Annotated in this window: 19 protein-coding genes and 1 pseudogene; 15 read left to right on the top strand and 5 right to left on the bottom strand. The window is 63.8% G+C overall.

The genetic code is table 11. The features are described from left to right. Nucleotides 1-33: 33 nt before the first annotated feature. The 10 genes from ACTHNR_RS19480 (at nt 34) to sctC (ending at nt 9,491) form a co-directional block, all read left to right on the top strand. Complete coding sequence (locus ACTHNR_RS19480; RefSeq protein ID WP_440549301.1) at nt 34-510, top strand: HrpB1 family type III secretion system apparatus protein; 477 nt, start codon at nt 34-36, stop codon at nt 508-510. Nucleotides 511-519: 9 nt separating this feature from the next. After that, complete coding sequence (locus ACTHNR_RS19475; RefSeq protein WP_440549300.1) at nt 520-936, top strand: hypothetical protein; 417 nt, start codon at nt 520-522, stop codon at nt 934-936. An 11-nt stretch (nt 937-947) separates the two neighbouring features. Beyond that, entirely contained in the window at nt 948-1,742 is a 795-nt protein-coding gene (gene sctJ / locus ACTHNR_RS19470) for a type III secretion system inner membrane ring lipoprotein SctJ (protein ID WP_440549299.1), read from the top strand. Further along, nucleotides 1,739-2,428, top strand: a complete 690-nt coding sequence (locus tag ACTHNR_RS19465; protein WP_440549298.1) for a type III secretion protein HrpB4 — start codon at nt 1,739-1,741, stop codon at nt 2,426-2,428. Before sctJ ends, ACTHNR_RS19465 begins: the two co-directional genes overlap by 4 nt. After that, nucleotides 2,413-3,165 carry a type III secretion system stator protein SctL gene (gene sctL, locus ACTHNR_RS19460; RefSeq protein ID WP_440549297.1) on the top strand — a complete coding sequence of 251 codons (753 nt, stop codon included), beginning with the start codon at nt 2,413-2,415 and terminating at the stop codon, nt 3,163-3,165. The genes ACTHNR_RS19465 and sctL overlap by 16 nt, the downstream gene beginning before the upstream one ends. A 1-nt stretch (nt 3,166) precedes the next feature. Next, nucleotides 3,167-4,489 carry a FliI/YscN family ATPase gene (locus tag ACTHNR_RS19455; RefSeq protein ID WP_440549296.1) on the top strand — a complete coding sequence of 441 codons (1,323 nt, stop codon included), beginning with the start codon at nt 3,167-3,169 and terminating at the stop codon, nt 4,487-4,489. Further along, complete coding sequence (locus ACTHNR_RS19450; protein WP_440549295.1) at nt 4,486-4,983, top strand: hypothetical protein; 498 nt, start codon at nt 4,486-4,488, stop codon at nt 4,981-4,983. Before ACTHNR_RS19455 ends, ACTHNR_RS19450 begins: the two co-directional genes overlap by 4 nt. 2 nt (nt 4,984-4,985) lie before the next feature. After that, nucleotides 4,986-5,822 carry a type III secretion system export apparatus subunit SctT gene (gene sctT / locus ACTHNR_RS19445; protein ID WP_440549294.1) on the top strand — a complete coding sequence of 279 codons (837 nt, stop codon included), beginning with the start codon at nt 4,986-4,988 and terminating at the stop codon, nt 5,820-5,822. Between the two features lie 319 nt (nt 5,823-6,141). After that, on the top strand, nt 6,142-7,587 hold the full coding sequence (locus tag ACTHNR_RS19440; RefSeq protein WP_440549293.1) for a helix-turn-helix transcriptional regulator: 1,446 nt from the start codon (nt 6,142-6,144) through the stop codon (nt 7,585-7,587). Nucleotides 7,588-7,616: 29 nt separating this feature from the next. Further along, nucleotides 7,617-9,491, top strand: coding sequence for a type III secretion system outer membrane ring subunit SctC (sctC, locus tag ACTHNR_RS19435; protein ID WP_440549292.1), 1,875 nt, complete (start codon nt 7,617-7,619; stop codon nt 9,489-9,491). 203 nt (nt 9,492-9,694) lie between these two features. On the opposite strand, the gene ACTHNR_RS19430 is transcribed toward sctC, so the two are convergent. The 4 genes from ACTHNR_RS19430 to ACTHNR_RS19415 all read right to left on the bottom strand — a co-directional run bounded on the left by ACTHNR_RS19430 (nt 9,695) and on the right by ACTHNR_RS19415 (nt 14,737). Then, complete coding sequence (locus ACTHNR_RS19430) at nt 9,695-11,062, bottom strand: hypothetical protein (protein ID WP_440549291.1); 1,368 nt, start codon at nt 11,060-11,062, stop codon at nt 9,695-9,697. 73 nt (nt 11,063-11,135) lie between these two features. Then, nucleotides 11,136-11,924 (bottom strand): hypothetical protein, encoded by a 789-nt coding sequence (locus ACTHNR_RS19425; RefSeq protein ID WP_440549290.1) that lies wholly within the window; start codon nt 11,922-11,924, stop codon nt 11,136-11,138. Nucleotides 11,925-12,151: 227 nt separating this feature from the next. Next, complete coding sequence (locus tag ACTHNR_RS19420) at nt 12,152-12,949, bottom strand: winged helix-turn-helix domain-containing protein (protein WP_440549289.1); 798 nt, start codon at nt 12,947-12,949, stop codon at nt 12,152-12,154. Nucleotides 12,950-13,393: 444 nt separating this feature from the next. After that, on the bottom strand, nt 13,394-14,737 hold the full coding sequence (locus ACTHNR_RS19415; protein ID WP_440549288.1) for a sigma-70 family RNA polymerase sigma factor: 1,344 nt from the start codon (nt 14,735-14,737) through the stop codon (nt 13,394-13,396). A 585-nt stretch (nt 14,738-15,322) separates the two neighbouring features. Here ACTHNR_RS19415 and ACTHNR_RS19410 point away from each other — a divergent pair. From ACTHNR_RS19410 to ACTHNR_RS19390, 5 genes and pseudogenes are all read left to right on the top strand, one after another. Further along, nucleotides 15,323-16,033: pseudogene (locus tag ACTHNR_RS19410) on the top strand (sensor histidine kinase); the annotation flags it as partial. Further along, nucleotides 16,008-16,640, top strand: a complete 633-nt coding sequence (locus tag ACTHNR_RS19405) for a response regulator (RefSeq protein WP_440549287.1) — start codon at nt 16,008-16,010, stop codon at nt 16,638-16,640. The pseudogene ACTHNR_RS19410 and the gene ACTHNR_RS19405, both read left to right, overlap by 26 nt. 178 nt (nt 16,641-16,818) lie before the next feature. Further along, the gene (locus ACTHNR_RS19400) at nt 16,819-17,289 is read left to right on the top strand and encodes a hypothetical protein (protein WP_440549286.1); all 471 of its coding nucleotides are present in this window, start codon (nt 16,819-16,821) and stop codon (nt 17,287-17,289) included. After that, on the top strand, nt 17,286-17,747 hold the full coding sequence (locus ACTHNR_RS19395) for a hypothetical protein (RefSeq protein ID WP_440549285.1): 462 nt from the start codon (nt 17,286-17,288) through the stop codon (nt 17,745-17,747). The genes ACTHNR_RS19400 and ACTHNR_RS19395 overlap by 4 nt, the downstream gene beginning before the upstream one ends. Nucleotides 17,748-17,821: 74 nt before the next feature. Continuing rightward, entirely contained in the window at nt 17,822-19,558 is a 1,737-nt protein-coding gene (locus tag ACTHNR_RS19390) for a hypothetical protein (protein ID WP_440549284.1), read from the top strand. Between the two features lie 97 nt (nt 19,559-19,655). Here the strand turns inward: ACTHNR_RS19390 and ACTHNR_RS19385 are convergent. After that, nucleotides 19,656-20,933 (bottom strand): hypothetical protein (locus ACTHNR_RS19385; RefSeq protein ID WP_440549283.1); only part of this gene is annotated, 1,278 nt, incomplete at its 5' end.

Raw genomic sequence — 20,933 nt, 5'->3', positions numbered from 1 at the left:
CCTGCTTTCGATTCGAACTTCGCGAGGGGAAAGATGGATCTCACGACATGCAGCAAAGACCTGGTATCCGCGCTGGTGGAGATGTTGACTTGGGCGGCTCGCAAGGGGCATTTGGACGAAGCCGAGCGAATGCTGGCTGCGCTTCACGTCATGCGGCCCGACTTCATCGAACTGCAAGCCTACGACGCATGGCTGCAGATTCGGCGCAATCGCCCCGCCGAGGCCGCGCAGTTGCTGCGCCAACTGGAAGGCCGGGATCTCAAGCCGCCTTTTGGGCCTTACGTCACGGCGCTGCTCGCGCTGTGCCTGTCCTCGCTCAAGGATCCCTCCTGGCGCATCTACGCCAATGAAGTCCTCGAGCGCGACGAAGACCCCGAATCCGTTGGCCTGATGAAGCTGTTGACCGGCAAACGCGACGAGATGGCTCAGGAGCCGGCGCCGACTGAAAGCAAGAGCGCGGACGCCGATCTGATGCGGCAAGCGATGTCGTTCAGCTACATGCGCGCGTGAGGTGCCGACATGACCGTTCCTATCACCGCTATTACGCCCCCTGTCTCGCTGTCGAACGTCGCCGCCGCGGGCGGGCCCGCCGACGCGACGCCCGCCACCTTCGGCAATCATGCACCGGAGGGTCTCGGCGCCCGCTTTCGCGAGGCGCTCGAACAAGCGCGCCTGGTTCCCGAGCAGTCGGGGCACATCCAGGGCCCGTCGACGATCTCTCGGGCGATCACGCAGCAGGACGAAGCATTCGGCGCATTGACCGAGCGCATCAACGCGTTCGAAGCGCAGAGCGGCAACATGTCGATTCAGCAAGTGGCGGCGCAGACGATGGCGATCCAGCACGCCGTTACCGATGAAATGGTCAAGATCTACACGGGTACCGCGGTCGCGCAAGGCGGCAAGAGTACCGTGCAGACCCTGATGAAGAACCAATGACGGAGGGCGCCATGCGCCGCTTTTTCAGCCTGCTTCGAACCCTGGCGATTCTTGCGGCCATGACGGCCGCACTTGCCGGGTGCAGCAAGCAACTGTATGCGCAGCTGACCGAGCCGGACGCGAACGACTTGATGCGGGTGTTGCTCGAAGCCGGCATCGACGCCAGCAAGTCTTCCCCCGACGGCGGAAAGAGCTGGGCCGTCGAAGTGGGCAGCGACGATTTCGCTCGTTCGATGGAAGTGCTCCGCGCGCACGGATTGCCGCATCCGAAATACACCTCGCTCGGCGACATGTTCAAGAAGGATGGGCTGATCTCCACGCCGACGGAGGAACGAGTGCGCTTCATCTACGGCGTGTCGCAGCAGCTTTCCGACACGTTGTCGAAGATCGACGGCGTAGCGGTGGCCGAGGTGCAGATCGTTCTGCCGAACAATGATCCGCTGTCGAACGTCATCAAGCCGTCGTCCGCGGCCGTCTTTATCAAATATCGAGCGGGCACCGACATTCAAGCGCTGGTGCCGAGCATCAAGAACCTGGTCGTGCATAGCGTGGAAGGCTTGACCTACGACAACGTCAGCGTGACGCTCGTGCAGGCGAGCCAGCCGATCCCAGAGGGGATGGTCGCGGAGCAGGAACGCGTCGGCGGATCGACGCTGTGGATCGCGGGGGCGGCCGTCTTGGGCGTCATCGCCGCCGCGGCCGCCCTGTGGCTGGCATTTGCGCCGCGCGCCTGGCGCGATGCTGGGCCGAAGCATTGGTTCAAGCGCGTGAAAAAGGAGAGCGGTGCACCCGCCGTCGCGCCATGAGTTCGAACCAATCGCTGATTCGCGTGCTGAGCGAGTTCGATGCGCGGGTGCGGGAATTGACCTCGGCACTGGCCAACGAGGCGGCGCGCAGGGCGCCGTTCGCCATGCCGGGTGCGGACTCCGAGCGGCGCTCGTGCGCGCTGCGATTGGCGTCGGCGCGGCGTTTGTGGTTCCTCGCGCCGGTGCCGGCGGAAGCATTTCTAAGCGCCGGTAATCGCTTGGCGACGGTCGCGGCGCACGCGTTGAAGCCGATTCTGTCCGCACGCGCGTTGTACGACTGCCGCGATGCGATTCGCCGCTGCGTCGATCGCGAGACCAAGCGTGCGCTGTCGCTCAGCATGGGGACGACGGCCTTCGCGGCGCTGCAAGCGCATGCGCTGACATCCACCTCGGGGCAGCCATTGCCCGACGATCTGACCGCCGATGCCCTGGCGCACCGCGGCTGGGCCTTAATCCTGGCGGATGGCGCGTGTGCCGATCCGACGCTGCGCCGGACCGTCGAATTGGGCCTGGCGGTGTCAGCGGGGGGCGACATCTGGCAGAACGTGTTGGCGGCCGAGCGCCATACCTCGCTGCTCGCGGGTGATTTTGCCGCCGATGAGGTGAAGCCCGGCATGAGCGCGACGGACGAGTTCCTTTCCATCGCAGGCAATTTGTTTCCGGAGTTCCAATGGCTATTTGGTTGAAGCAGCAGCCCAAGGTCATCGCGATCGACACCGATGTCGTCCGCGCGGGGGAGTTCGCACGGACGATGGAGTTGAACGATGCGATGCAAGCGCTCGACGAGATGGTGCGCGCGACGATGTACGACGCGCAGCAGCGCGCGGCGCATCTGATCGAAACCGCGCGGCGCGAGACGGAGGTGTTTGCCGCCGCCGCACGCCGCAACTTCGAGAAGAGCGCCCGGCTCGGGTATGCGGCAGGACAACGGCGTGCCCTGGCCGAAGCGCATGCGGACTTGCTCGCGCGTGCGCGCGACGCGCGCGAGGAGCTCCATGATCAATCGGCGCGACTCGCAAGGCTCGTGATGAGCGCTGTCGAGCAAGTGATTGCGGAGAGCGATCGCGACGCCCTGATGCGCCGCGTCGCGGCCGCCGTGTCGCGCGCGATCGACGATGCATCCCACCTGAGCGTGATCGTTTCTCACGCAGACGCCGAAAGCGCGAGGCGTGCGTTCGGCGTGCTCGCACGCGAAGCAAACCCGCCGCTGAACCTCGAGGTGGTGGTCGACGACGCGATCGACGAAGGCTGCTGCGTCTGCGAGTGGGATTACGGCGTGATCGAAGGCAACCTTCGCGCGCAATTGGCGGGGCTCGAACGCGCCTTGAAAGGCGCCGTCATGTCCGCCGCCGGGGCGCCGACCGCGGAACGCCTGCAGCAGGGCGAGTGGGACGAGCACGCGTTCGACGGCGAGGAAGCTTGAAATGAGCGCGATCGCCCGCGTTGCGGACCGGTTCGAGGCCGCGCTCGGCCAAAGCGCCTCGCTTGAAAGCTATGGGAAAGTGCTGGAGGCGGTCGGTACGTTGATCAAGGTGGGGGGATTGGATGCGCAGCTGGGCGAGCTATGCGAGTTGTGGGGCCCCGACGGATCGCTGATGCAACGTGCGGAAGTCGTCGGCATCGCGCGGCAGCACGTGTTGTTGGCGCCGTTCGGCAACATGACCGGCATTTCGCGCAGCACGCGCGTCACGGGCAGCGGCGCGCCGCTTTCGGTCCCCGTCGGCCCCGGGCTGCTCGGGCGAGTGCTCGATGGGCTCGGCGAGCCGAGCGACGGTCTGGGACCGATCGAAGCGCTGCAGCGCGTGCCCGTATTCGCGAATGCACCGGATCCGCTCGAGCGTCGGATGATCGAGACGCAGCTCGGCACCGGCGTGCGGGTGATCGACGGTTTGATGGCGCTGGGCGAGGGTCAGCGCATGGGTATCTTCGCCCCGGCGGGCGTCGGTAAGAGTACGTTGCTCGGCATGCTCGCTCGCGGCACCGAGTGCGACGTCAACGTCATCGTCCTGATCGGCGAGCGCGGACGCGAAGTGCGCGAATTCATCGAACTCATTCTCGGCGAACACGGTATGGCGCGCAGCGTCGTCGTCTGCGCCACCTCGGATCGTTCTTCGATCGAGCGGGCGAAGGCGGCCCACGTGGGCACGGCAATCGCCGAGTACTTCCGAGACCGGGGCCAGCGCGTGCTGCTGATGATGGATTCGCTCACGCGTTTTGCGCGGGCACAGCGCGAGATTGGGCTGTCGGCCGGCGAGCCGCCGACGCGCCGCGGTTTTCCGCCATCGGTGTTCGCGGAGCTGCCGCGTCTGCTCGAGCGCGCCGGCATGGGACGGGACGGCTCGATCACGGCGCTGTATACGGTGCTGGCCGACGACGAGGAAGGCGGCGATCCGGTCAGCGAAGAAGTGCGCGGCATTCTCGATGGGCACTTGATTCTTTCGCGCAAGATCGCAGCACGAAACCGGTATCCGGCGATCGACGTACTCGGCAGCTTGAGCCGCGTGATGCCGCAAATCGCGTCGCCGGCGCACTGCGCCGGAGCCGGGCGTATCCGCCGCTTGATGGCGAAATACGACGAGGTGGAAATGCTATTGCAAATCGGCGAATACAAGAGCGGTTCCGATGCGCTCGCCGACGAAGCCATCGCGATGCATGAAGAGATCGAGGGATTCGTGCGTCAGCGTACCGACGATTTGGCCGATCTAGCCGAGACGCGCGATGTGCTGTGCAGCTTCGGCGAGCCATGAGCTGCGCGATCGAGCAAGTTTGGAAGATCGTCGTCGCGTCCAAAGCGCGCGCCAAAGAGCGGCTCGAGCGCGCGCTCGCCGATGCCCGGCACGAACTGCAGCGACTGATGGATGCGGCGCAAGAAGCGGAGCACGCGCTCCAAGCGGCGCAGGATCGTCGCCTTGCACATGAAACGCGCATTGCGGAACTGCTGAGCGATCCGAGCGGACTGTCGCCCACCACGTATCTCGACCTCGATCGTTACCGGACGCCATTGATGGAGGCCGTCGAACAGGAACGCGCCGCGGTGCGTCGCGCGGCCGATGCCGTCGAGGCGCAGCAGGGGGTGATCGAACAACTTGGGATAGACGTACGTCGCGCCGATGCATCGCTGGAAGCCGCGCGCGAGCAATTGCGTAAAGCGGTTGCGGCGGCGCGGCGTCGCATTGAGGAGCGGGCGGACGACGAGGCGGGAGAAACCGCCGCCGCGCGTCTCGTTCGCGCGAGGGGGTAACGATGGGCGAGGGATTGGCGACGGCACGCGTGCTTGCGGAGCTGTTCAACGAGTATCAGGGTTTCTTCTTTACGCTGGCGCTGAGCGCGGCGCGCATCGCCGTGGCTTTCTCGATCTTTCCTCCTACGAGCGGCGATATGCTGCCGGGGACGGCGCGCAACGGCATCATCTATGTGCTTGCGGTGTTCGTCGCCGCCGCCCAGCCCGCCCACCACTTCGATGGGCTCGGCTCGGCGCAGCTCTTGATGATCTCGCTGAAGGAAATGTTTCTCGGCGCCTTGCTGGGCTTCGCCGCATCGTCGGTGTTTTGGATCGCGCAATGCGTCGGCACGCTGATCGACGATCTCGCCGGCTACAACAGCGTGCAGATGAACAACCCGCTGCGGGGCGATCAAAGTACGCCCACGTCGAACACGCTGATGCAATTGGCCACGGCGTTGTTCTATGTCGGAGGCGGCATGACGTTCTTGATGGGCGCCGTATTCGAATCGTTCAAATGGTGGCCGCTTGCGTCGCTGACGCCGTCGATGGCAAGCGTGGCGGAAAGCTTCATCATTTCGCAGACGGATTCGATCATGACGGCTACCGTGAAGTTCGGCACGCCGGTCATGCTTGCGTTGGTCTTCGTCGATCTGTCGATCGGCATGTTGGCGCGCGCCGCGGAAAAGCTCGAGCCGTCATCGCTCAGTCAGCCGCTGCGCGGCGCGATTGGCCTTTTGATGCTGATCCTCCTCGTGGGCGTGCTTTCTCAACAGGTGATCGGTTCGCTGCGTCTTGACGGTTTCGTGCGGCAAGCGGCTGCACTCGCATCGCCGAGCGCCATCCGTACGCCGAACTGACCTCCTTGTCGAAGCGTTTTCCCGCCTAATGGCGCAACGGGCATGTCGCCCGTTCGCCCCCCTCGATATCCCCTTGTTCACGAACGTTGCGCGACGCGTAGTGAGAATTTTTGTGCTTTGGCGCAGGCGATATCTTTGGGTCGAACACCGTAGTCAGAATTGTTGTGAATGCTCGTGAGATTGTTGAAATTATGCGAACGGCAGCCGACTAATATCCATTCAAGCACGGTGATGCGCGAGCGACTCGCGGTTCGATCCGATGCACGGCTTAGCCCGGTCGGCCGACAAGTGACGGGGCGTATTCGAAGAGTGTCGAGCTATGTATCCGACGGTCTATCTTGCGCTGCTGTCAGCCCTGAAATCACGTGACACCCTACCGCGTTATTGCGCTTCGATGCTCGAGGGCGATTTCGCACGGGCCTACTGTGTCGTCGACGATGTCGCCGATCAGAGCGAACGCGTGCAGTTGCAAGCGCGCGGGCAATCGAACCACGAACTGACGGCGTTGGCCGACGTGTCGGTCGTCGTTGGCGATTTCGAGGCAGCGGAGAATCACTACCGCCGCGCGCAAAAGCTGACCTGGAAGGACGATGACCAATTGCGCGTGCAGTCGTGTCGCAACACAGCCTGGATCAGCCTGTTCCGCGCGCGCCCAGCCGTCGCGCAACGCGGCTTCGCCCGTGTCTGCGCGGAGAGCGAGGCGCACGTCGAGCAACGGATCGAAGCCTATATCGGCATGGCGCTCGCGCATCATCAATTGGCTCAGCAGCAAGCGGCGGACGATGCATTGCTGCGAGCCGCGAAATTGGCCGACGAGCACGAGGAACCTCGCTTTCGGCTCGTCGTCGATTTGCTCGCGCAAGAGTTCGACATACGGTTGCAGGTGCGTGCATCGCGCGCGCTCGACGACCACGCATTTTGGCAATCGTCCTTGGCTTCGGTGTCGCTCGCCGCGGGCGGCCGCGTGCCGATCGAACCGGCGTCCGCGGTGGCCGTGCGCCCGGCCTTGCTGTCGTTGCATCAGGAATGGCTGCACGGCATGGAGCGTCTGGCGAGCGGCGAGTGCGGTACGCCGGCCTCGGTGATTGCGACGCGGATTTCACGCGTGGCACCGAATCCCGACTTCGAATTCCATGCACTGTTGGAAATGGCGTTGGCCGCGTTCGCCGGCGGTGGGGCCGATCTCGGCGTGGAAATCATGGGCGCTTTGGCGGCGCTCGACGGGCAAGCGCATCGCAACGTCGACTACTTTTACAGCATGGCGAAAGTGGCGACCCGCCGCGGCGAGCACGTGCAGGCGCTGAAATTTTATTGTCAATACACGGCTGAAGCGCTGCGTTGTCTGCGCAGCGACGCGGCGCCGATACGCCCGGCAGGCGCGGCGCGCACTCATGCCGTGGCGCCCGTGAACGACGACGTGTCGGCACGTCTTCCGGCGAAGTATCGGCGCGCCTACCGCTACATCATCGACAACATCGACCGCGAAGATCTGACGACGCGCGAGGTCGCGGCCGAAATGAACGTGACGATGCGCACGATTCAACTCGTTTTCAAACGCGCGCTGGGCGTTACCCCGTGCGGCTTGATCCGGGCGTTGCGGCTGGAGGGCATTCGCCGCGATTTGCTCGACGAGAACGGACCTGCCTCCTCGATCCACGATACGGCCAACCGATGGGGGCTGAAGAGCCGCTCGACGCTGGCGAAGGGCTATCGCAAGCACTTCAACGAATCGCCGTCCCAGACGATCATCGCCTGCACCCCGTAACGGCACCGATTTTCGCGGAGCAATCAAGCATGAAATATCAAGGACGCATGCGCTGCATCAGAGCGCTCGTGTTGTCGGCGTTGGTGGGGATAGGATCGAGTGCGAGCGATGCGCTAGCACGGCCGATTCCCTGGAAATCGAATCACTTCGCCTATGTGGCGGATCACAAGGACGTCAAGGAGGTCCTGCGCGACCTGGGTGCGAGTGAAGGCGTCATGACATGGATTTCGCCCCAAGTCGAAGGTGTCGTGACGGGGCGATTCGACGAAACCCCGCAGCGCTTTTTGGATCGGATGGCCGATTCATTCGGGTTCATCTGGTACTACGACGGATCGGTGCTGCGTGTATCGGGCCCGAACGAAGCGCGCAGCCAGACGATCGGGCTCATGCATGCGACGACCGACGATCTGCGTTCGGCACTTTCGCGGCTGGGTGTGAAGGATCCGCGGTTCCCGGTGCTCTACGACGACAAATCGCGGACCGCGGTCGTATCGGGACCTCCGCGCATGGTCGAACTCGCGTCGGACGTCGCCCACTTGATCGATCGCGACGTCGAGCGCGGCGATACGCCCGAGGTGCGTTCGTTCAAGCTGCACTATGCGTGGGCCACCGATCGATCGCTGATGGTCAACGGAGAATCGGTCATCGTGCCGGGCGTCGTGACGGTGTTGCGCAGTCTGTATTCGAACGACGCGGACCCGAGAGTCGGCAACGCCCCCACGCAGCTCGGGGCCGATGCGTATCGGCTGCGTAGCATCGGCGGTTCGTCGGGCGTTCAGGAGTCGGGCGCGAACGGACGACTGTTCCCGCCGCTGCCGGGTTTCCTCGGCGGATCCGGGCCATCGCAGTCAGCGCCCGCGGGCGGCGCCGATCCCGGGCATAACGCCTCGATCCCCCCGTTGCCGGACGACATGATGAGCGCGAGCTCTGGGGCGCCACCGGCGACAGGGTCGGCGTCGGCCCATCCCGACGCGCCGATCATCCGAGCGGACGCACGCGACAATGCAGTGCTTGTTCGCGCACGCGCTGAGTCGATGCCCGCGCTGGAACATCTGATCACGTCGCTCGATCGTCGCCCGGGCGTACTGGAAATCGACGCGAGCATCATCGAGATTTCGGAAACCGGCTTGAAGGAACTCGGCGTCGATTGGCGGCTGAACGCGAGCCATATCGATATCGAGACCGGAAACGGACAAAATGCACAGGCCAGCTTCCCGGGCTCGATCAATCCGCAGGGCTTCCCGAATACGAATTCGAATACATCGTCGACGCTATCGAGCGCGGCCGGCGCGGCTGCCGCGATGACACCGGCCGGCGGCGTATTGACGGCGGTGATCGGCGGCACGGGGCGTTATCTGCTTAGCCGCATCAGCGCGCTGGAGCAAACGGATAACGCGCGCATCACCGCGAATCCAAAGGTCACCACGCTCGACAACGTGGAGGCCGTGATGGACAACAAGCAGACGTTCTACGTGCCGGTGCAGGGCTTCGAATCCGGCAGCCTTTACAGCGTATCGGCCGGCGTGGCGCTGCGTGTCCTGCCCAGCATCGTGTCCGAGCAGGGTAAGCCGCAAATTCGGCTCGATGTGCATATCGAAGACGGTCAATTGACGAGCCAGACGGTGGGACAGTTGCCCGTGGTCAGCAAGAGCACGATCGATACGCAGACGTTGATCGATCAGGGGCAGAGCTTGCTGATCGCCGGCTATTCGGTGGATCAGGACGATCGCAGCGAGTCGGGCGTGCCGGTCTTGTCGAAGATTCCCGTCATCGGCGGGCTGTTCAAGTTCAAGCACCATCAAGGCCAGAAATTTCAACGGCTGTTCTTGCTGACGCCCCGCGTCGTGTCGGCGGCCGCGGCCGAAGATGCTTCCGCTTGCTGCGGGCAGGGTTCGACGATGTAGCCGTGGCTTTCCCTCGTTTAAAGCGTTGAGCTTTAAACTTTCAGCATCCGCGCCGCCGCAGGCGGGCGGATGCTTTTTTTCGTAATAAAAAGACCGGCTGAAACGCCGGTCGAAAGTCCTGCAATCGCTTACCGTGTGCGGCGGGTCGGCAGGCCCTTGTTTCAGCACGGGCCTGCCTGACGATACGACGCGATGCCTGGCGCTCAGGTCTTCGAGGTCGAGCCGTCGTCGCCGCCTACGAGGCTAGCGCTGCGGCCTGCGCCCGGCGCGCTCGGGGGCATCATGAATGGCATCGGGGGCGTGCCACCCGGCGGAGCGTTGGATGCCGTGTTGTAGGCCGCGGCGTTGTCGGCCGCATTTTGCGCGTTGTCGGCGCGCTGTTGTTTCTTTTCGTGCTCGTTTTCGGCGCTATGTGCGGCATAGTCCGCGTGGTTGTTGCTTCCCGCGCCGGCGTTCGTTTTACCGCCGAATCTGCCGAACTTGCCCGATTGACCCAACTTGCTGAAGGTCGGGAAGTGGCCGGAGAGACCCGAGCCGCCGGAGCTGCCTAGCTTGTTGAACGAGGCGAACTTGCCGAACTTGCCCGACCCACCGGACCCGCCGAACCCAGCACTCGACTCATGCGCGCCTTTCCGGCCGAACGAAAACCCGCCTGCCGCACCCGCCGCGGCGCCCAAGGCTCCGGCCGCCACCACGCTCGAACCCGAGCCGCCACCCGTCGGCATGAATTTCGATTCGACGCCGCCGAGCGCTTTTTGCGCCGCGTTGCCGGCTTCCATTTCGCCGACGTTCTTGACTACACCCTTCACGGTTTGCGCGAAGTTGCCATGCAATGCGCCACCGATTGCGGTGTCCAGTTGCGCGTTGCCGATGTGCGCATTGATGAGGACATTCGTGCCGACCGCGGCCATGGCGCCTTCGGGTGTGAGGTCCGACGCCACTTCGACGACATCCATACCGGCTTTGCCGAGATCGCCGAGCGCCGCGCCCCACTTGCCGTGCACTGCGTCCTTGCCCGCCTGGATCGTGCTCGAGATGGCGCCGACCGTGCCGTTGATCACCTCGGAGCCCACTTGATCGACGCTCGACTTGATGTCGTTGGTGAACGCATCGTAGCCCTTCTCGACCTTGCCCATCGCCTTGTCCATGCCCTTGCTCAGATGCATGTTGGCGAGGGAATCGACGGCCACGTGGCCCACCGCGGTGACGGCGTCGTAGTAGCCGTTGAACGCGTCCTTGCCCGTGTTCACGGCATCGTGCAGGGCGTCTTTGAAGTGCCCATGAACGAGATCGCTGCCCGTCTTTTTCAGGTCCTTGCCGACCGTCTCCGCGTCCTTGACGAGGTTCTTGCCGACTTGCTCGACGCCGTCCTTGATGCCTTTGCCGATCTTGGCGAACGCGTGCTCGATGCCTTCGCCGATCTTCGTATTGGCGAATGGATCGAGATGCTCGACGCCCTGCTTGATATCTTTACCGACTTTTTCCACACCATGCTCGACATCCTTGGCGACGTGCTTGATGTCGTCGCCAAGGTGCTCGAAGCCGTGCTTGATCTTCGAAAAAATGCTCATCACATTTCCTTTGGTTGCTGTAGCGATCAATGGGCGAAAGCCGGACCGTTGAGCCGGCCTTCGCCTCGCGCACTTACTTCGCGCCGGCGCTCGCCGACGCCTGGGGCATCATCTGCTGGAGCATTTGCGTGATCTCGCCGAGCATCTGCATGACTTGCTGATTGCCGTCGCCGCTGCGTCCGTCGCTGTTGCCCGAATGACCGTGCTGCGCTGTCATCTGTTGCAGCATCTTGAGGATTTCCTGCAGCATCGATTCGATCGACGATTGCGGATTGCCGCCCGTTGCCGCTTGCGAACCGCCGGCAGGCGCGGCCCCGCCAGCAGCATTGCCGCCGGCCGCGTCGCCCCCGGCCGCGCCGCCTTGCGCGCCGTTGGCTTGCTGAATCTGTCCGAGCATCTGAGTGATTTCGCCGAGCATTTGCAGCATCTGGCTGTTGTCCTGGCCGCCGTTCGCCTGGCTGCCGTTCGACTGCAGCTGCTGCAGCATCTGCAGGATCGTCTGCAACATCGATTCGATCGATTGCAGGCCGCCGGCGTCCCCGGCCGCGTCAGCCCCGCCGGCCGCACCGGCGCCGCCCGCCGCATCAGCGCCGCCGGCCGCACCCGAGCCCGCGCCCGCGCCGCTACCCGCATCGGAGCCGGCCGCGGGGGGCGGTGTCGAGCTGCCCTTGGTGTCGATGCCCGCGATTTGGTTTTGCTGCTGGATGGCTTGCGCCAGCATGTGTTCGATCATGTTGAGCATCATGCCCAGCATTTTTTCGATTTCCGCCGTGCCGCTGCTGCCGCTTTCCGCGCCGAAGGATGCCGAAAAGTCGACACCGTTGATGCCGCCTTGAGAAGAACCGCCGATCGATAAGCTCATGAATGACCTCGTCGTCATGAATAGTGAATGCACGCCGCCGAGAGGCAACGTCCGGGTGTTTCGCCGCGCGACGAGGCCCACGCGCATACCTGTCGGAACAGGAGACACTGGACGCATCGTTCAGCGTCGAAGATATCGACGAGCGGGTCTTTGCGCGGGAGTCGCGGCGAACTCTATTTGCCGAGTGCGAAAAGAATTCGTTGAATGAACGACGCTGTTCGAATCGCTCAGCCTTGCACCGGCGCGACCGCGAACGAGACGCCGAAAGCGCGGGACGCGGACTTGGACGGCGCCGAACGGGCGCGAGGTTGGTCCCATTGCATCGGCTCGTGGGCGAAGGCTTCCGTTGACGCGAGGTCGAGTTTGTAGCCGAGTGCGTAGACGGTCTTGAGGTTCGCGCCGCTTTGCCCGGACAGCCGAAGCTTTTTACGCAGCTTATAGATGTGCTGTTCGATCGATCGACCCGCGATGTCTTCGCACGCGCCCCATACGCTGCTCGCGATTTGCGCGCGGCTCAGGAATTTCCCGGCGTTGGAAAACAGCAGCCACGCCATCGCGAATTCTCGGGGCGTGAGCGGAATCTCTTCGCCGTCGATCGTCAACGTGCCCTCGTGGCGTCGCAGCACATACCCGCCGCACGAGACCACGTCGTCCTGCGTCTCGGGTGCATGGCGACGCATCGCGACATGCGCACGCAGTCGCACTTGTTGCAGGTCGTGACGATTGGCCACGTCCGTTGCGCCCGTGTTGATCCATCGCAGCATGGCGGACCAGTTTGAAAACGGCGTCAGCACGATGACCGGGAGCGAGGTCGCCCCGTTGCAGTTCTGCCATGAGAGCAGTGAGGTCACGAGCATGGAGTTGTTTTTCGCATCGATCAAGACAGCGTCGAACGCTTTCGTTCGCATCGCGCGAAATAGCGGCAACTCGGCCTCGAACGGTTCTATCGCGATGCTGTCTTCGGCGAAGCAATCACTAAGGTTGGTCGCTAGTTGCTGGTCATCGGTAACGAGAGCGAATCGCACTTTAGTTCTCCAGTCGGCGCTTGTCGTATCCGTTAGTGTCGTTCGTCGGCGTTCCGGATACTTCGGGTTTTCGTCTGTCCGCAAGCACCCTCCGACATCCTTACGCGGCTCAACGCCGCGCCGGCTGGCTTTGCGCGATTCATCGGGCGCCGGCTGTCAGAAAGTTCTTACATCTGAATCCGACTGATCTGATCGGCATCGGTCGGCTGCGAATATTTGATGTACGGCAATTGCCGTTTAAATGGCGGAAGGCGTCTCATGCGAACCAAGCGCGAATGCGGTCGGGAATAGCGGCGAACGCTATCGAGCGCTCACCGAAAACAGCGGGCGCGACAGGGGCGGTGGTATGCGGGGGTATGGCGATTTCGACCGTGGCCGGTCGACCCAGCATCCGCGATGAACGCTGGGGCCCGCGGATGGATGCGGGCCCGTACGAGGGGAGGGTCAGTCGAGTGTTCCGATGATGTCGCGCAGCCGCTCCTTCGCTCTGCGAATGCGCGCTTTGACGGCGGACTCCGTGGAGCGGGTGATGGCCGCGACCTCCTCGGTGGAGTGGCCCGAGAGGTAGGAGAGCGACATGACGACCTGCTGATCGATGGGCAGTTGCCCCATCGCTTTCGTTAGTAAATCCGCGCCTTCATAGTCGTGCGTATAGTGCAGCGCGGCCAGATGCTGCTCGTATGAAAGCGGCACTGTATCGGCAAAGCGGTGTTCGCTGCGAATCGCCTGGCAGGCGCACCGATACGCGATAGCCATCAGCCAGGTTGCGACCGACGACTCGCCGCGGAAATCCGGCGCTTTGTTCCACACCACGTGAAAGACGTCGTTTACGACCTCGTCGATCATGTGACTGCTCCACGTCATCCTGTTCAGGAACCGCTCGAGCCGCCGTGCGTACTGCCTGTGCAGATGCGCCAAGGCCGATGCGTCCTTGCGCGCAATACGCGCGAGCAGCATGCGGTCGGCGTCCGTACGCGCGTCGGCGCGCAGTGCCTCGGCCCCATGGGCAGTCGCATGGTGCAGCAACTCGCGAAGCGCTTCTTGAATTTGCTCTTCTGCCGCGGACGAGCCGATGTCATGAACGGTGCCCACGATGCCGGTTACGTTCGCTCCGTCGGAGATGACGCTCTTGTAGAACCGTACGAGCCCGATCTCGCCCGATGGCTTGGGCAGCCCGGTGGCGTAAATCTGCACGCCGCCGCGCGCCGCGAGCGAGAGGTCCGCCTGCTGATAGACGAGCGCAAGATCGGACGGCGCGATGTCGTAGACGGTTTTTCCGGCCAGATGCGTCCGGTCGCTGCCCAGCCGGCGTTCGAATGCCTCGTTGCAACCGGTATAGGCGCCCGCCGCGTTCTTGAAGAAAACGGGCGAGGCGATGTCGTCCGCGACGCGTTGCAGCCAGTCGGTATCGCGGGCGCACGATTTGGCAAGGTGTATCAGTCTCGCTTCATCGCGCGAGCGGCCGACAAGGGTGTCGGGGTTCAGCAAGTCTTCGCGCCCGGCGACATCGTTTGCGCCGTGGGTGATCAGCGAGACGACGATTTGCGGCGATGCGTTTTTCACGACCGGCACCAGGTACGGCGTCGTTCCATGACGGCTGCGCCACTTGGTCACTTCGGCTTGGGCGTCTGCTGCGATGCAGTCGATGAATACGATGGTCGGATCGGCGGTATGGGGCGCCCCGGCGGGCGCGGCTTGCGCCCCATGCGTTGCGAGCGCCGCCGGCATGGACCGGCCGTGCGCACTGGACCAAAGGAGACGAGGCTCCGTGCAGCTCATTGTTGCCATATCTTTATCTGCTCCCTACATACTGCCGCTTCGTTCTCGTGCGCGGCGGTTGCCGCACGTGAGCTGCGATGGCGATGCCGGTCGGGCAAGTCGCGCCGCCGGGTACGCTGTGCGCCGACCAATACGCGACGCACCTCGGCATAGATATCGATATTTCCATCGCTTGACCGCCGGCATTGCGGATGAGCATGGCCGGCCCCTATCGCCGCAATTTACTGCATCTATCGGTGCAGCCGGAATGCGTAACTCGGTCAGGTAATCCTGAAAATTCGGAAAGGAAGGATGACCAAAAAGGGACCAGCAACGGCTCCCCGTTGAGTCATCTTTCGCTCCGCCGGTACGGCCCGGTCGCAAAGCAGAGCACCGTCGCGGCGAGCGTAAGGAAATCCTTACGCGATAATCAGCAATTTGCTCAGGTTCTTTGCCGTCTTTTCCTCGGCCCCGAAGCCGCAACCGTTAGCGCAACGCATGCACAATATGCGTATGCCAACGATTCTCATTTGAAGGGGGCATGGATCGATGCGCGACATGCAAACCGCACTAATCAGGCAGAATCGCGAATTGCAGGAGCAGGTGCGGGTGGGGCGGCAGGCCGAGCGCGCATTGCTCGAGTCGCGCGAAGAGCTGCGTCAGCTCAGCGCGCATATGGAGGCGATCCGCGAGGAGGAACGCAAGCGGATCGCGCTGGAAATTCACGACGAGCTTGGACAGTTGCTCACCGCCTTGAAGATGGATGTATCGCTGCTCAAGATGGGGCTGACCGATACGCCCGAACTGCTCGGAAAAGTAGCCGACATGCGGGAGTTGGTCGAACAGACGATTTTGATGGTGCGCAATGTCGCCAACCATCTGCGTCCGGCGGCGCTGAACTTCGGTCTTCTTTCGGCGCTTGAGTGGCTTGCCGACGATTTCACCAAGCGCATGGGCATCTCGTGCCAGCTTCTTGCGATCGGTTGCGAGCCCACGGTTCGCGATTCGCACGCCACGGCCATGTTTCGCGTCGTGCAAGAGTCGCTGACCAACGTTGCGCGTCACGCGGGGGCGTCGCGCGTCAACGTCACGGTCGTATGTACGGAAGAGACGCTGCAGATTCACGTGTGCGACGACGGGTGTGGTTTCGACCCGGCCGCGGCGGGCAAGCGCGATTCCTACGGATTGCTCGGTATCCGCGAGCGCGCCCGCCTCATTGGCGCGTCGCTGCAAATAGACAGCGCTCCCGGTTGCGGGACCGTGATTTCAATTGGTATTCCTGCTAAAGATGGAAGCGAACATGATCAAAATTCTTATCGCGGATGACCATGCGGTCGTGCGCAGCGGATTGAAGCAGATCGTGGCGACGGCCACCGACATCGCCGTCGTCGACGAGGCGGTGAGCGGGGCGGACGTGCTGAGCAAACTGCGAGGCAAGGAAGTTCACCTGTTGATGCTCGACATGACGATGCCCGGTATCAGCGGCGTCGACCTCATTCGTCGCGTGCACGGCGAATACCCTGAGATGCCGATCCTCATTTTGAGCATCCATAACGAAGCGCAAGTCGTTTCCCGTGCTTTACGCGCCGGCGCCGCCGGCTATGTCACGAAGGACAGCGACCCCGAAGTGTTGCTGGCGGCCATTCGAAAGTTGGCCGACGGGGGGCGCTTCATCGACCCGAAGCTCGTCGACGCGGTAGTTTTCGAGCGCCACTCGAGCGATGTGCCGCCCCACGAAATCCTGTCGGACCGAGAGTTCGAAGTGCTGCGCGCGCTGGCGAGCGGACGCAGCATCAACGACATCGCCGATACGTTCGCGCTGAGCGCGAAGACGATCAGCACCCACAAGCGGCGCCTCATGCAAAAGCTCGGGTTGAGCAACAACGCCGAACTCATCCGCTATTCCATCCGCCACGGCCTCGCGGCGCAATGAGCGCCGCGGCGCTTGCCGCAAGCCACCGCCGTGGCGTGACATCGAATTGATTCGCCGCCGTACCAGGCATTTCGCCGGCACACGTCGGCGCTAGCGCGCCGCCCATCTAGACTCGACTCGCATGGTTGGATCCCCTATCCAACGCGACATGCGCTACCGGACTAGGAGGGACATGGACATGGCCAACACCGGCCTTCAGGCGAACGCGACGCAGCGCCCCGCGCATCGCGACGACGCCGCGCTCTTGACCGCGCTCGCGGGCATGCTGGGATTACAGGAAGACAACGCGCGGCGTTTTGCCGGCTCGGGGCGGTTGCAGCTCGACGACATCGAGTTCGCACTGCACACGAACGACCGATCGTCGCACCCTCCACAATGGATTGCCGAGGCGACACTGCCTTGCCCGCCGCAAGTCGATCGTTCGACATGGCACGACGCGCTGCTCGTGGCCAACGAGGCGGCCATGATCTCGGGCGAGTGGGGTTTCACGGTCGACGATGAAGGCTCCGCCAGCCTGCTCATGCGTGTCGGCGAATCCATGAGGACGCCTGCATGCCTTCGCGCTGTACTGGAAGGCATGTACGAGCTTTGCTCCGCTGTGCGCGCGGGTGCCTCGGCACTGCCCGCTTCGCAAGGGGTCTCGCAATGAAAACGATCGATACGCGCGAGACCGGCGATACGGCGACGCTGGACAGCTCCCATACAACGGATCAGGAATTCGACGCGCCCCAAGCGGTGCTCGACCTTGTCGTCGAAGTCATGGCGGCGCTCGGCGCTGCGCCGGACGTGTCGCGCGAAGCGGCGCGCACCGGCCGTATCGCGCTTGGAACGCAACGCTTGCTCCTTGCCTTGGCGCCCGACGAATCGGCACTGATCGTGAGTGTATTGCTCGACGAGCACTGGGCCGGCGCCCCCGAGCGGCGCGCACTTTTTCTGAAGGCTAACGCGTACTTGCTGTTGAGCGCCGGTATCAGTTTTGCCATTGGCCTTGGCGGCCCTCAGTTGCTGTGCAGATGGAGCCTTGAGCCACGCACGCCCGACGCGCTCGCGCATTGGCTGCGCAACTTCGCCGCGCTCGCGGCCGATTTCCAAGCCGTGCGTGCCTGACCGACATGTGCGCTGCGATCGGACCGGACCGATCGTCCGACCATTTAGTCCGGTAGTTTCGAAAGGGTAAGGCTATGCACAACAAAAGTATCGCGGGCACGTCGGGCGCTTCTTCGGCGCAGCACGAGCAGCCCGCGCATGAAAGCACGTCGCGGCAGCCGCGTTGGACACCGCCAGCCGGTGCGCACTCGGTGCGTACGACCGACTCGCGATTGTCCGGGTTGCCGTCGCCGAGACGAGGCCCCGTGCCGTGGGCGAACCGCGAGAGCGACGACGAAAGCGACGGCGACGAGAGCGATACGTCGAGCCTGTTCCACGGCGCGCCGTCCTCGCGTTACGGTTCCGCGCGGCTGCGCAGAGCGTTGGAGACGGATTTTCCATCGACGCGGACCACGGTCGCGCGGGAGCAGTCGGAGATTCCCCATGAACAGACGGCGACCGAGACGGCGCCTGGCGGTGGGCGGACTCTTACCGCTTCGCTCCACTACGCTTACGGCAAAGCTGCCGAGCTGGGCGCCAAAGCGGCGGGCGCCGCGGCCAGCGGCTATGCCGTGGCCAAGGACGGCGTCCTCGCGACTGCCGAGGGGGGCCGTAAAGTGATCGGCGCCGGCCTTCGTCACACCGCGCAGGCGGCGACGAGCGCGGCGTCGGGGCTCAGAGTCATGAATGTCGAGCCGCGACTGATCGGAGCGGCGGCTGGACACCTGATTCACCAAGCGACGGCGACCGGCGCGACGACGTTCGCGCGCGAAATGCTCTACGAGGCGCTGTACGCCGGGCTGCGCCAACTGCCGCGCCCGGCGATCACCGCGATGCAAGTCACGACCGGCGTCACGACGCTGGGGCTGCACCGGTTGCGCCAAGCGCGCGAGCAGCGCAATCCGGAAGCGGCCGCGCGGGGGTTTCACAACCTCAGCGCGGCACAGTGGGAGGCGCTGCCGCACGAAGAGAAGCAAGCGAAGATGGCGGAGCAGCGCTTGTACTCCGACGCCGTGACGTCGCTCGCGACTGCAAGTGTCATCACGAGCGTCGCGATGGGGCTGGGCGGGCCCAGCATGGGGCAACCCGATCTCGGTGCACAGGTGCTCGCCACGGATCTGAAGGTGATGGCTTATGCGGCCGCGCGAGATTCGATTCAGGCCGCATTCCGGATGGTCAACACTGCGCAGGAAACGAACGGCGGCGTCAGCGGCGCGCATTTGCAAGCGGCTGGCTCCTTCTATGCGGCCGCGAACTTCGTGGCGAACTATTCCTTCGGCGCCGTTCCCGCGGAGTTGGGCCAAGCGCGCACGACATTGGCTGCGACGTTCGGCGACAAGGAAGCACAAGCGGCGCTTGCTGCCCAGCCTTCTCCGCTCTCGCTGGGACAGGCGCTGGGTACGGTCGCCCACTCGTCCGCGGTCAAAGCGACGATCAATACGTTGCTGGAGACGTCCGACTGGTTCCATGTCACGCAACAAGAAGCGAACGAGGCGGGCACACAGCAGCGGTGGGAACCCAAGGCGACGGGAACCGACCACAGGCGGGTGCTGGATCAATCGGTCACCCGCACCGCGGTCATTGGCGCGAATATTTCGCTCGGCAACGTGCTGGGGATCATTGCCGCCAAGGCCCATGCGCCGGCGTGGTTGAGCGACTTGATGACCAATGGCGCCACCGCGGTTTTTGCAGGGGCGACGTACGGCACGATTGCGCGAACGTGGCAGGCGGAATCGGCGGTGCGCGACGTCGCGGACCCTCGCCCGAACAGAGGCGGCGCGCAAGAGGCCAGGGCCAGTACCGAAACGCCGCGAGGCGACGACAACGTTTGAGCATAGCGAGCAGAGCCGCCGCTGATTCGATTCAAGACCGAATTCAGCGGCGATTAGCGGGTCGCCCGGTTGACATCGGGTGGCCCGCTTTTTTGCGTTACCGCTGCTTTTGCGGCGTATCGGGTAACGTTTCGTCCGGTAGGGTGTCGGCGCGTTCGGGCCGGCGCAAATTCCTCGCGGCATCGACGATAGCCTTCGCGTCGCTCACCGCTTCGGCTACGGTATTGGCCATACCTAGGCTCCGCGCGATGCCGATGGCCTTGATTTCGTTGCGAACACCGGTTTGCGCCGCGGCGAACTTGGCCTCGGCGTCGCTTTTCGTTTTGGACGGGTTTCGGCGCAGGGCCGTGAATAGGGGCGATCGTATCGCCTTGGTCAACGGACCGGCGCGGCGCGCGGCTTGCAGGGCCTCGGTCGCGGTGATCGGTTGCGCGAGTTTCTGTTCGACCTTCCGCGCGAACGCGCGGTGGACCACGGGTGTGGCGTCGAACAGCGCGCGCTTTGGCAATGGAGTCTGCGCAAGTGCGCTGCGAAATTCGTCGATCGCCTCTGCCGGTGTTTCTCTTGCCAACGTTTGCACCGCGCGTTCGGCGCGCTCGCTTGCACGCGCCGCCGTCGCTGCGTCGTAGTGGCCATCGCTTCGCACACCTATCGACAGCCGCGTATGACGGGCATCTTCGCTGAACACGGCGGGACCCTCGGCCCAGGGGTCCATGACGATGACGCGGTTACGCTTGGATTGAGCGCGAAGCTCGCTCCATGCGTGGTTCACGCCGGGCCTGGACGCCAAATGGACGGTGTCTGTCGTACCGGCCAACCTGTTCGCATGCAGATGCATCGCGACGACGGCATGTTCCCGGCAGGTGCCGGCTTCCGAGAACATTGCTGCGCCGGCTAGTTCAGGGGCGTTTTCGAAGGTAAGACTATCTTTTTGTGCGAGGTCGAGCGCCAAGTTCTGCGCCATATAGCTCCGGGCGAGGCTCTCGTTGCCGGTGGCCGCATTGTCTTGGCGCACGTTGCCGCGCCCCCATCGAAGGTGGCGACGCGTTTGCACGACGGTGTCGTGCGCGGAACGTAAGCGCCCGATCTCGCCCTCGGGGACGGGGCGGGAATCGACGGCCCGGCCGAGCAGATAGCCGGCCAACGGAATGTAATCTTGCTTGCTTGTGGTCGGCTGCGAGCGTTCGGCGCTTGCGCCGGCGCCGGACGAGACGTCGCTGCTTTCCGCTTCGTCTTCCTCTTCCTCGGATCCTTCTTCGCCGATTTCGGCCAGCATTGGCTTGGACAGCGCATTTGCGCGCTGCTCGCGATCTTCCTGTTCGAACAGCTCGGCGAGCGTCATGCGCCTCGGATTACGTTGTGCGTACGTGTTGTC

It is taken from the genome of Trinickia sp. (assembly GCF_051954495.1).
Lineage (GTDB): Bacteria > Pseudomonadota > Gammaproteobacteria > Burkholderiales > Burkholderiaceae > Trinickia.
This window is presented reverse-complemented; position numbering and strand designations above follow the sequence as displayed.

Excerpts from the sequence above, each read along its gene's own strand:
- ACTHNR_RS19480 (WP_440549301.1), top strand. The coding sequence starts at position 34 with ATGGATCTCACGACATGCAGCAAAGACCTGGTATCCGCGCTGGTGGAG.
- ACTHNR_RS19475 (WP_440549300.1), top strand. The coding sequence starts at position 520 with ATGACCGTTCCTATCACCGCTATTACGCCCCCTGTCTCGCTGTCGAAC.
- sctJ (WP_440549299.1), top strand. The coding sequence starts at position 948 with ATGCGCCGCTTTTTCAGCCTGCTTCGAACCCTGGCGATTCTTGCGGCC.
- ACTHNR_RS19465 (WP_440549298.1), top strand. The coding sequence starts at position 1,739 with ATGAGTTCGAACCAATCGCTGATTCGCGTGCTGAGCGAGTTCGATGCG.
- sctL (WP_440549297.1), top strand. The coding sequence starts at position 2,413 with ATGGCTATTTGGTTGAAGCAGCAGCCCAAGGTCATCGCGATCGACACC.
- ACTHNR_RS19455 (WP_440549296.1), top strand. The coding sequence starts at position 3,167 with ATGAGCGCGATCGCCCGCGTTGCGGACCGGTTCGAGGCCGCGCTCGGC.
- ACTHNR_RS19450 (WP_440549295.1), top strand. The coding sequence starts at position 4,486 with ATGAGCTGCGCGATCGAGCAAGTTTGGAAGATCGTCGTCGCGTCCAAA.
- sctT (WP_440549294.1), top strand. The coding sequence starts at position 4,986 with ATGGGCGAGGGATTGGCGACGGCACGCGTGCTTGCGGAGCTGTTCAAC.
- ACTHNR_RS19440 (WP_440549293.1), top strand. The coding sequence starts at position 6,142 with ATGTATCCGACGGTCTATCTTGCGCTGCTGTCAGCCCTGAAATCACGT.
- sctC (WP_440549292.1), top strand. The coding sequence starts at position 7,617 with ATGAAATATCAAGGACGCATGCGCTGCATCAGAGCGCTCGTGTTGTCG.
- ACTHNR_RS19430 (WP_440549291.1), bottom strand. The coding sequence starts at position 11,062 with ATGAGCATTTTTTCGAAGATCAAGCACGGCTTCGAGCACCTTGGCGAC.
- ACTHNR_RS19425 (WP_440549290.1), bottom strand. The coding sequence starts at position 11,924 with ATGAGCTTATCGATCGGCGGTTCTTCTCAAGGCGGCATCAACGGTGTC.
- ACTHNR_RS19415 (WP_440549288.1), bottom strand. The coding sequence starts at position 14,737 with ATGGCAACAATGAGCTGCACGGAGCCTCGTCTCCTTTGGTCCAGTGCG.
- ACTHNR_RS19405 (WP_440549287.1), top strand. The coding sequence starts at position 16,008 with ATGATCAAAATTCTTATCGCGGATGACCATGCGGTCGTGCGCAGCGGA.
- ACTHNR_RS19400 (WP_440549286.1), top strand. The coding sequence starts at position 16,819 with ATGGCCAACACCGGCCTTCAGGCGAACGCGACGCAGCGCCCCGCGCAT.
- ACTHNR_RS19395 (WP_440549285.1), top strand. The coding sequence starts at position 17,286 with ATGAAAACGATCGATACGCGCGAGACCGGCGATACGGCGACGCTGGAC.
- ACTHNR_RS19390 (WP_440549284.1), top strand. The coding sequence starts at position 17,822 with ATGCACAACAAAAGTATCGCGGGCACGTCGGGCGCTTCTTCGGCGCAG.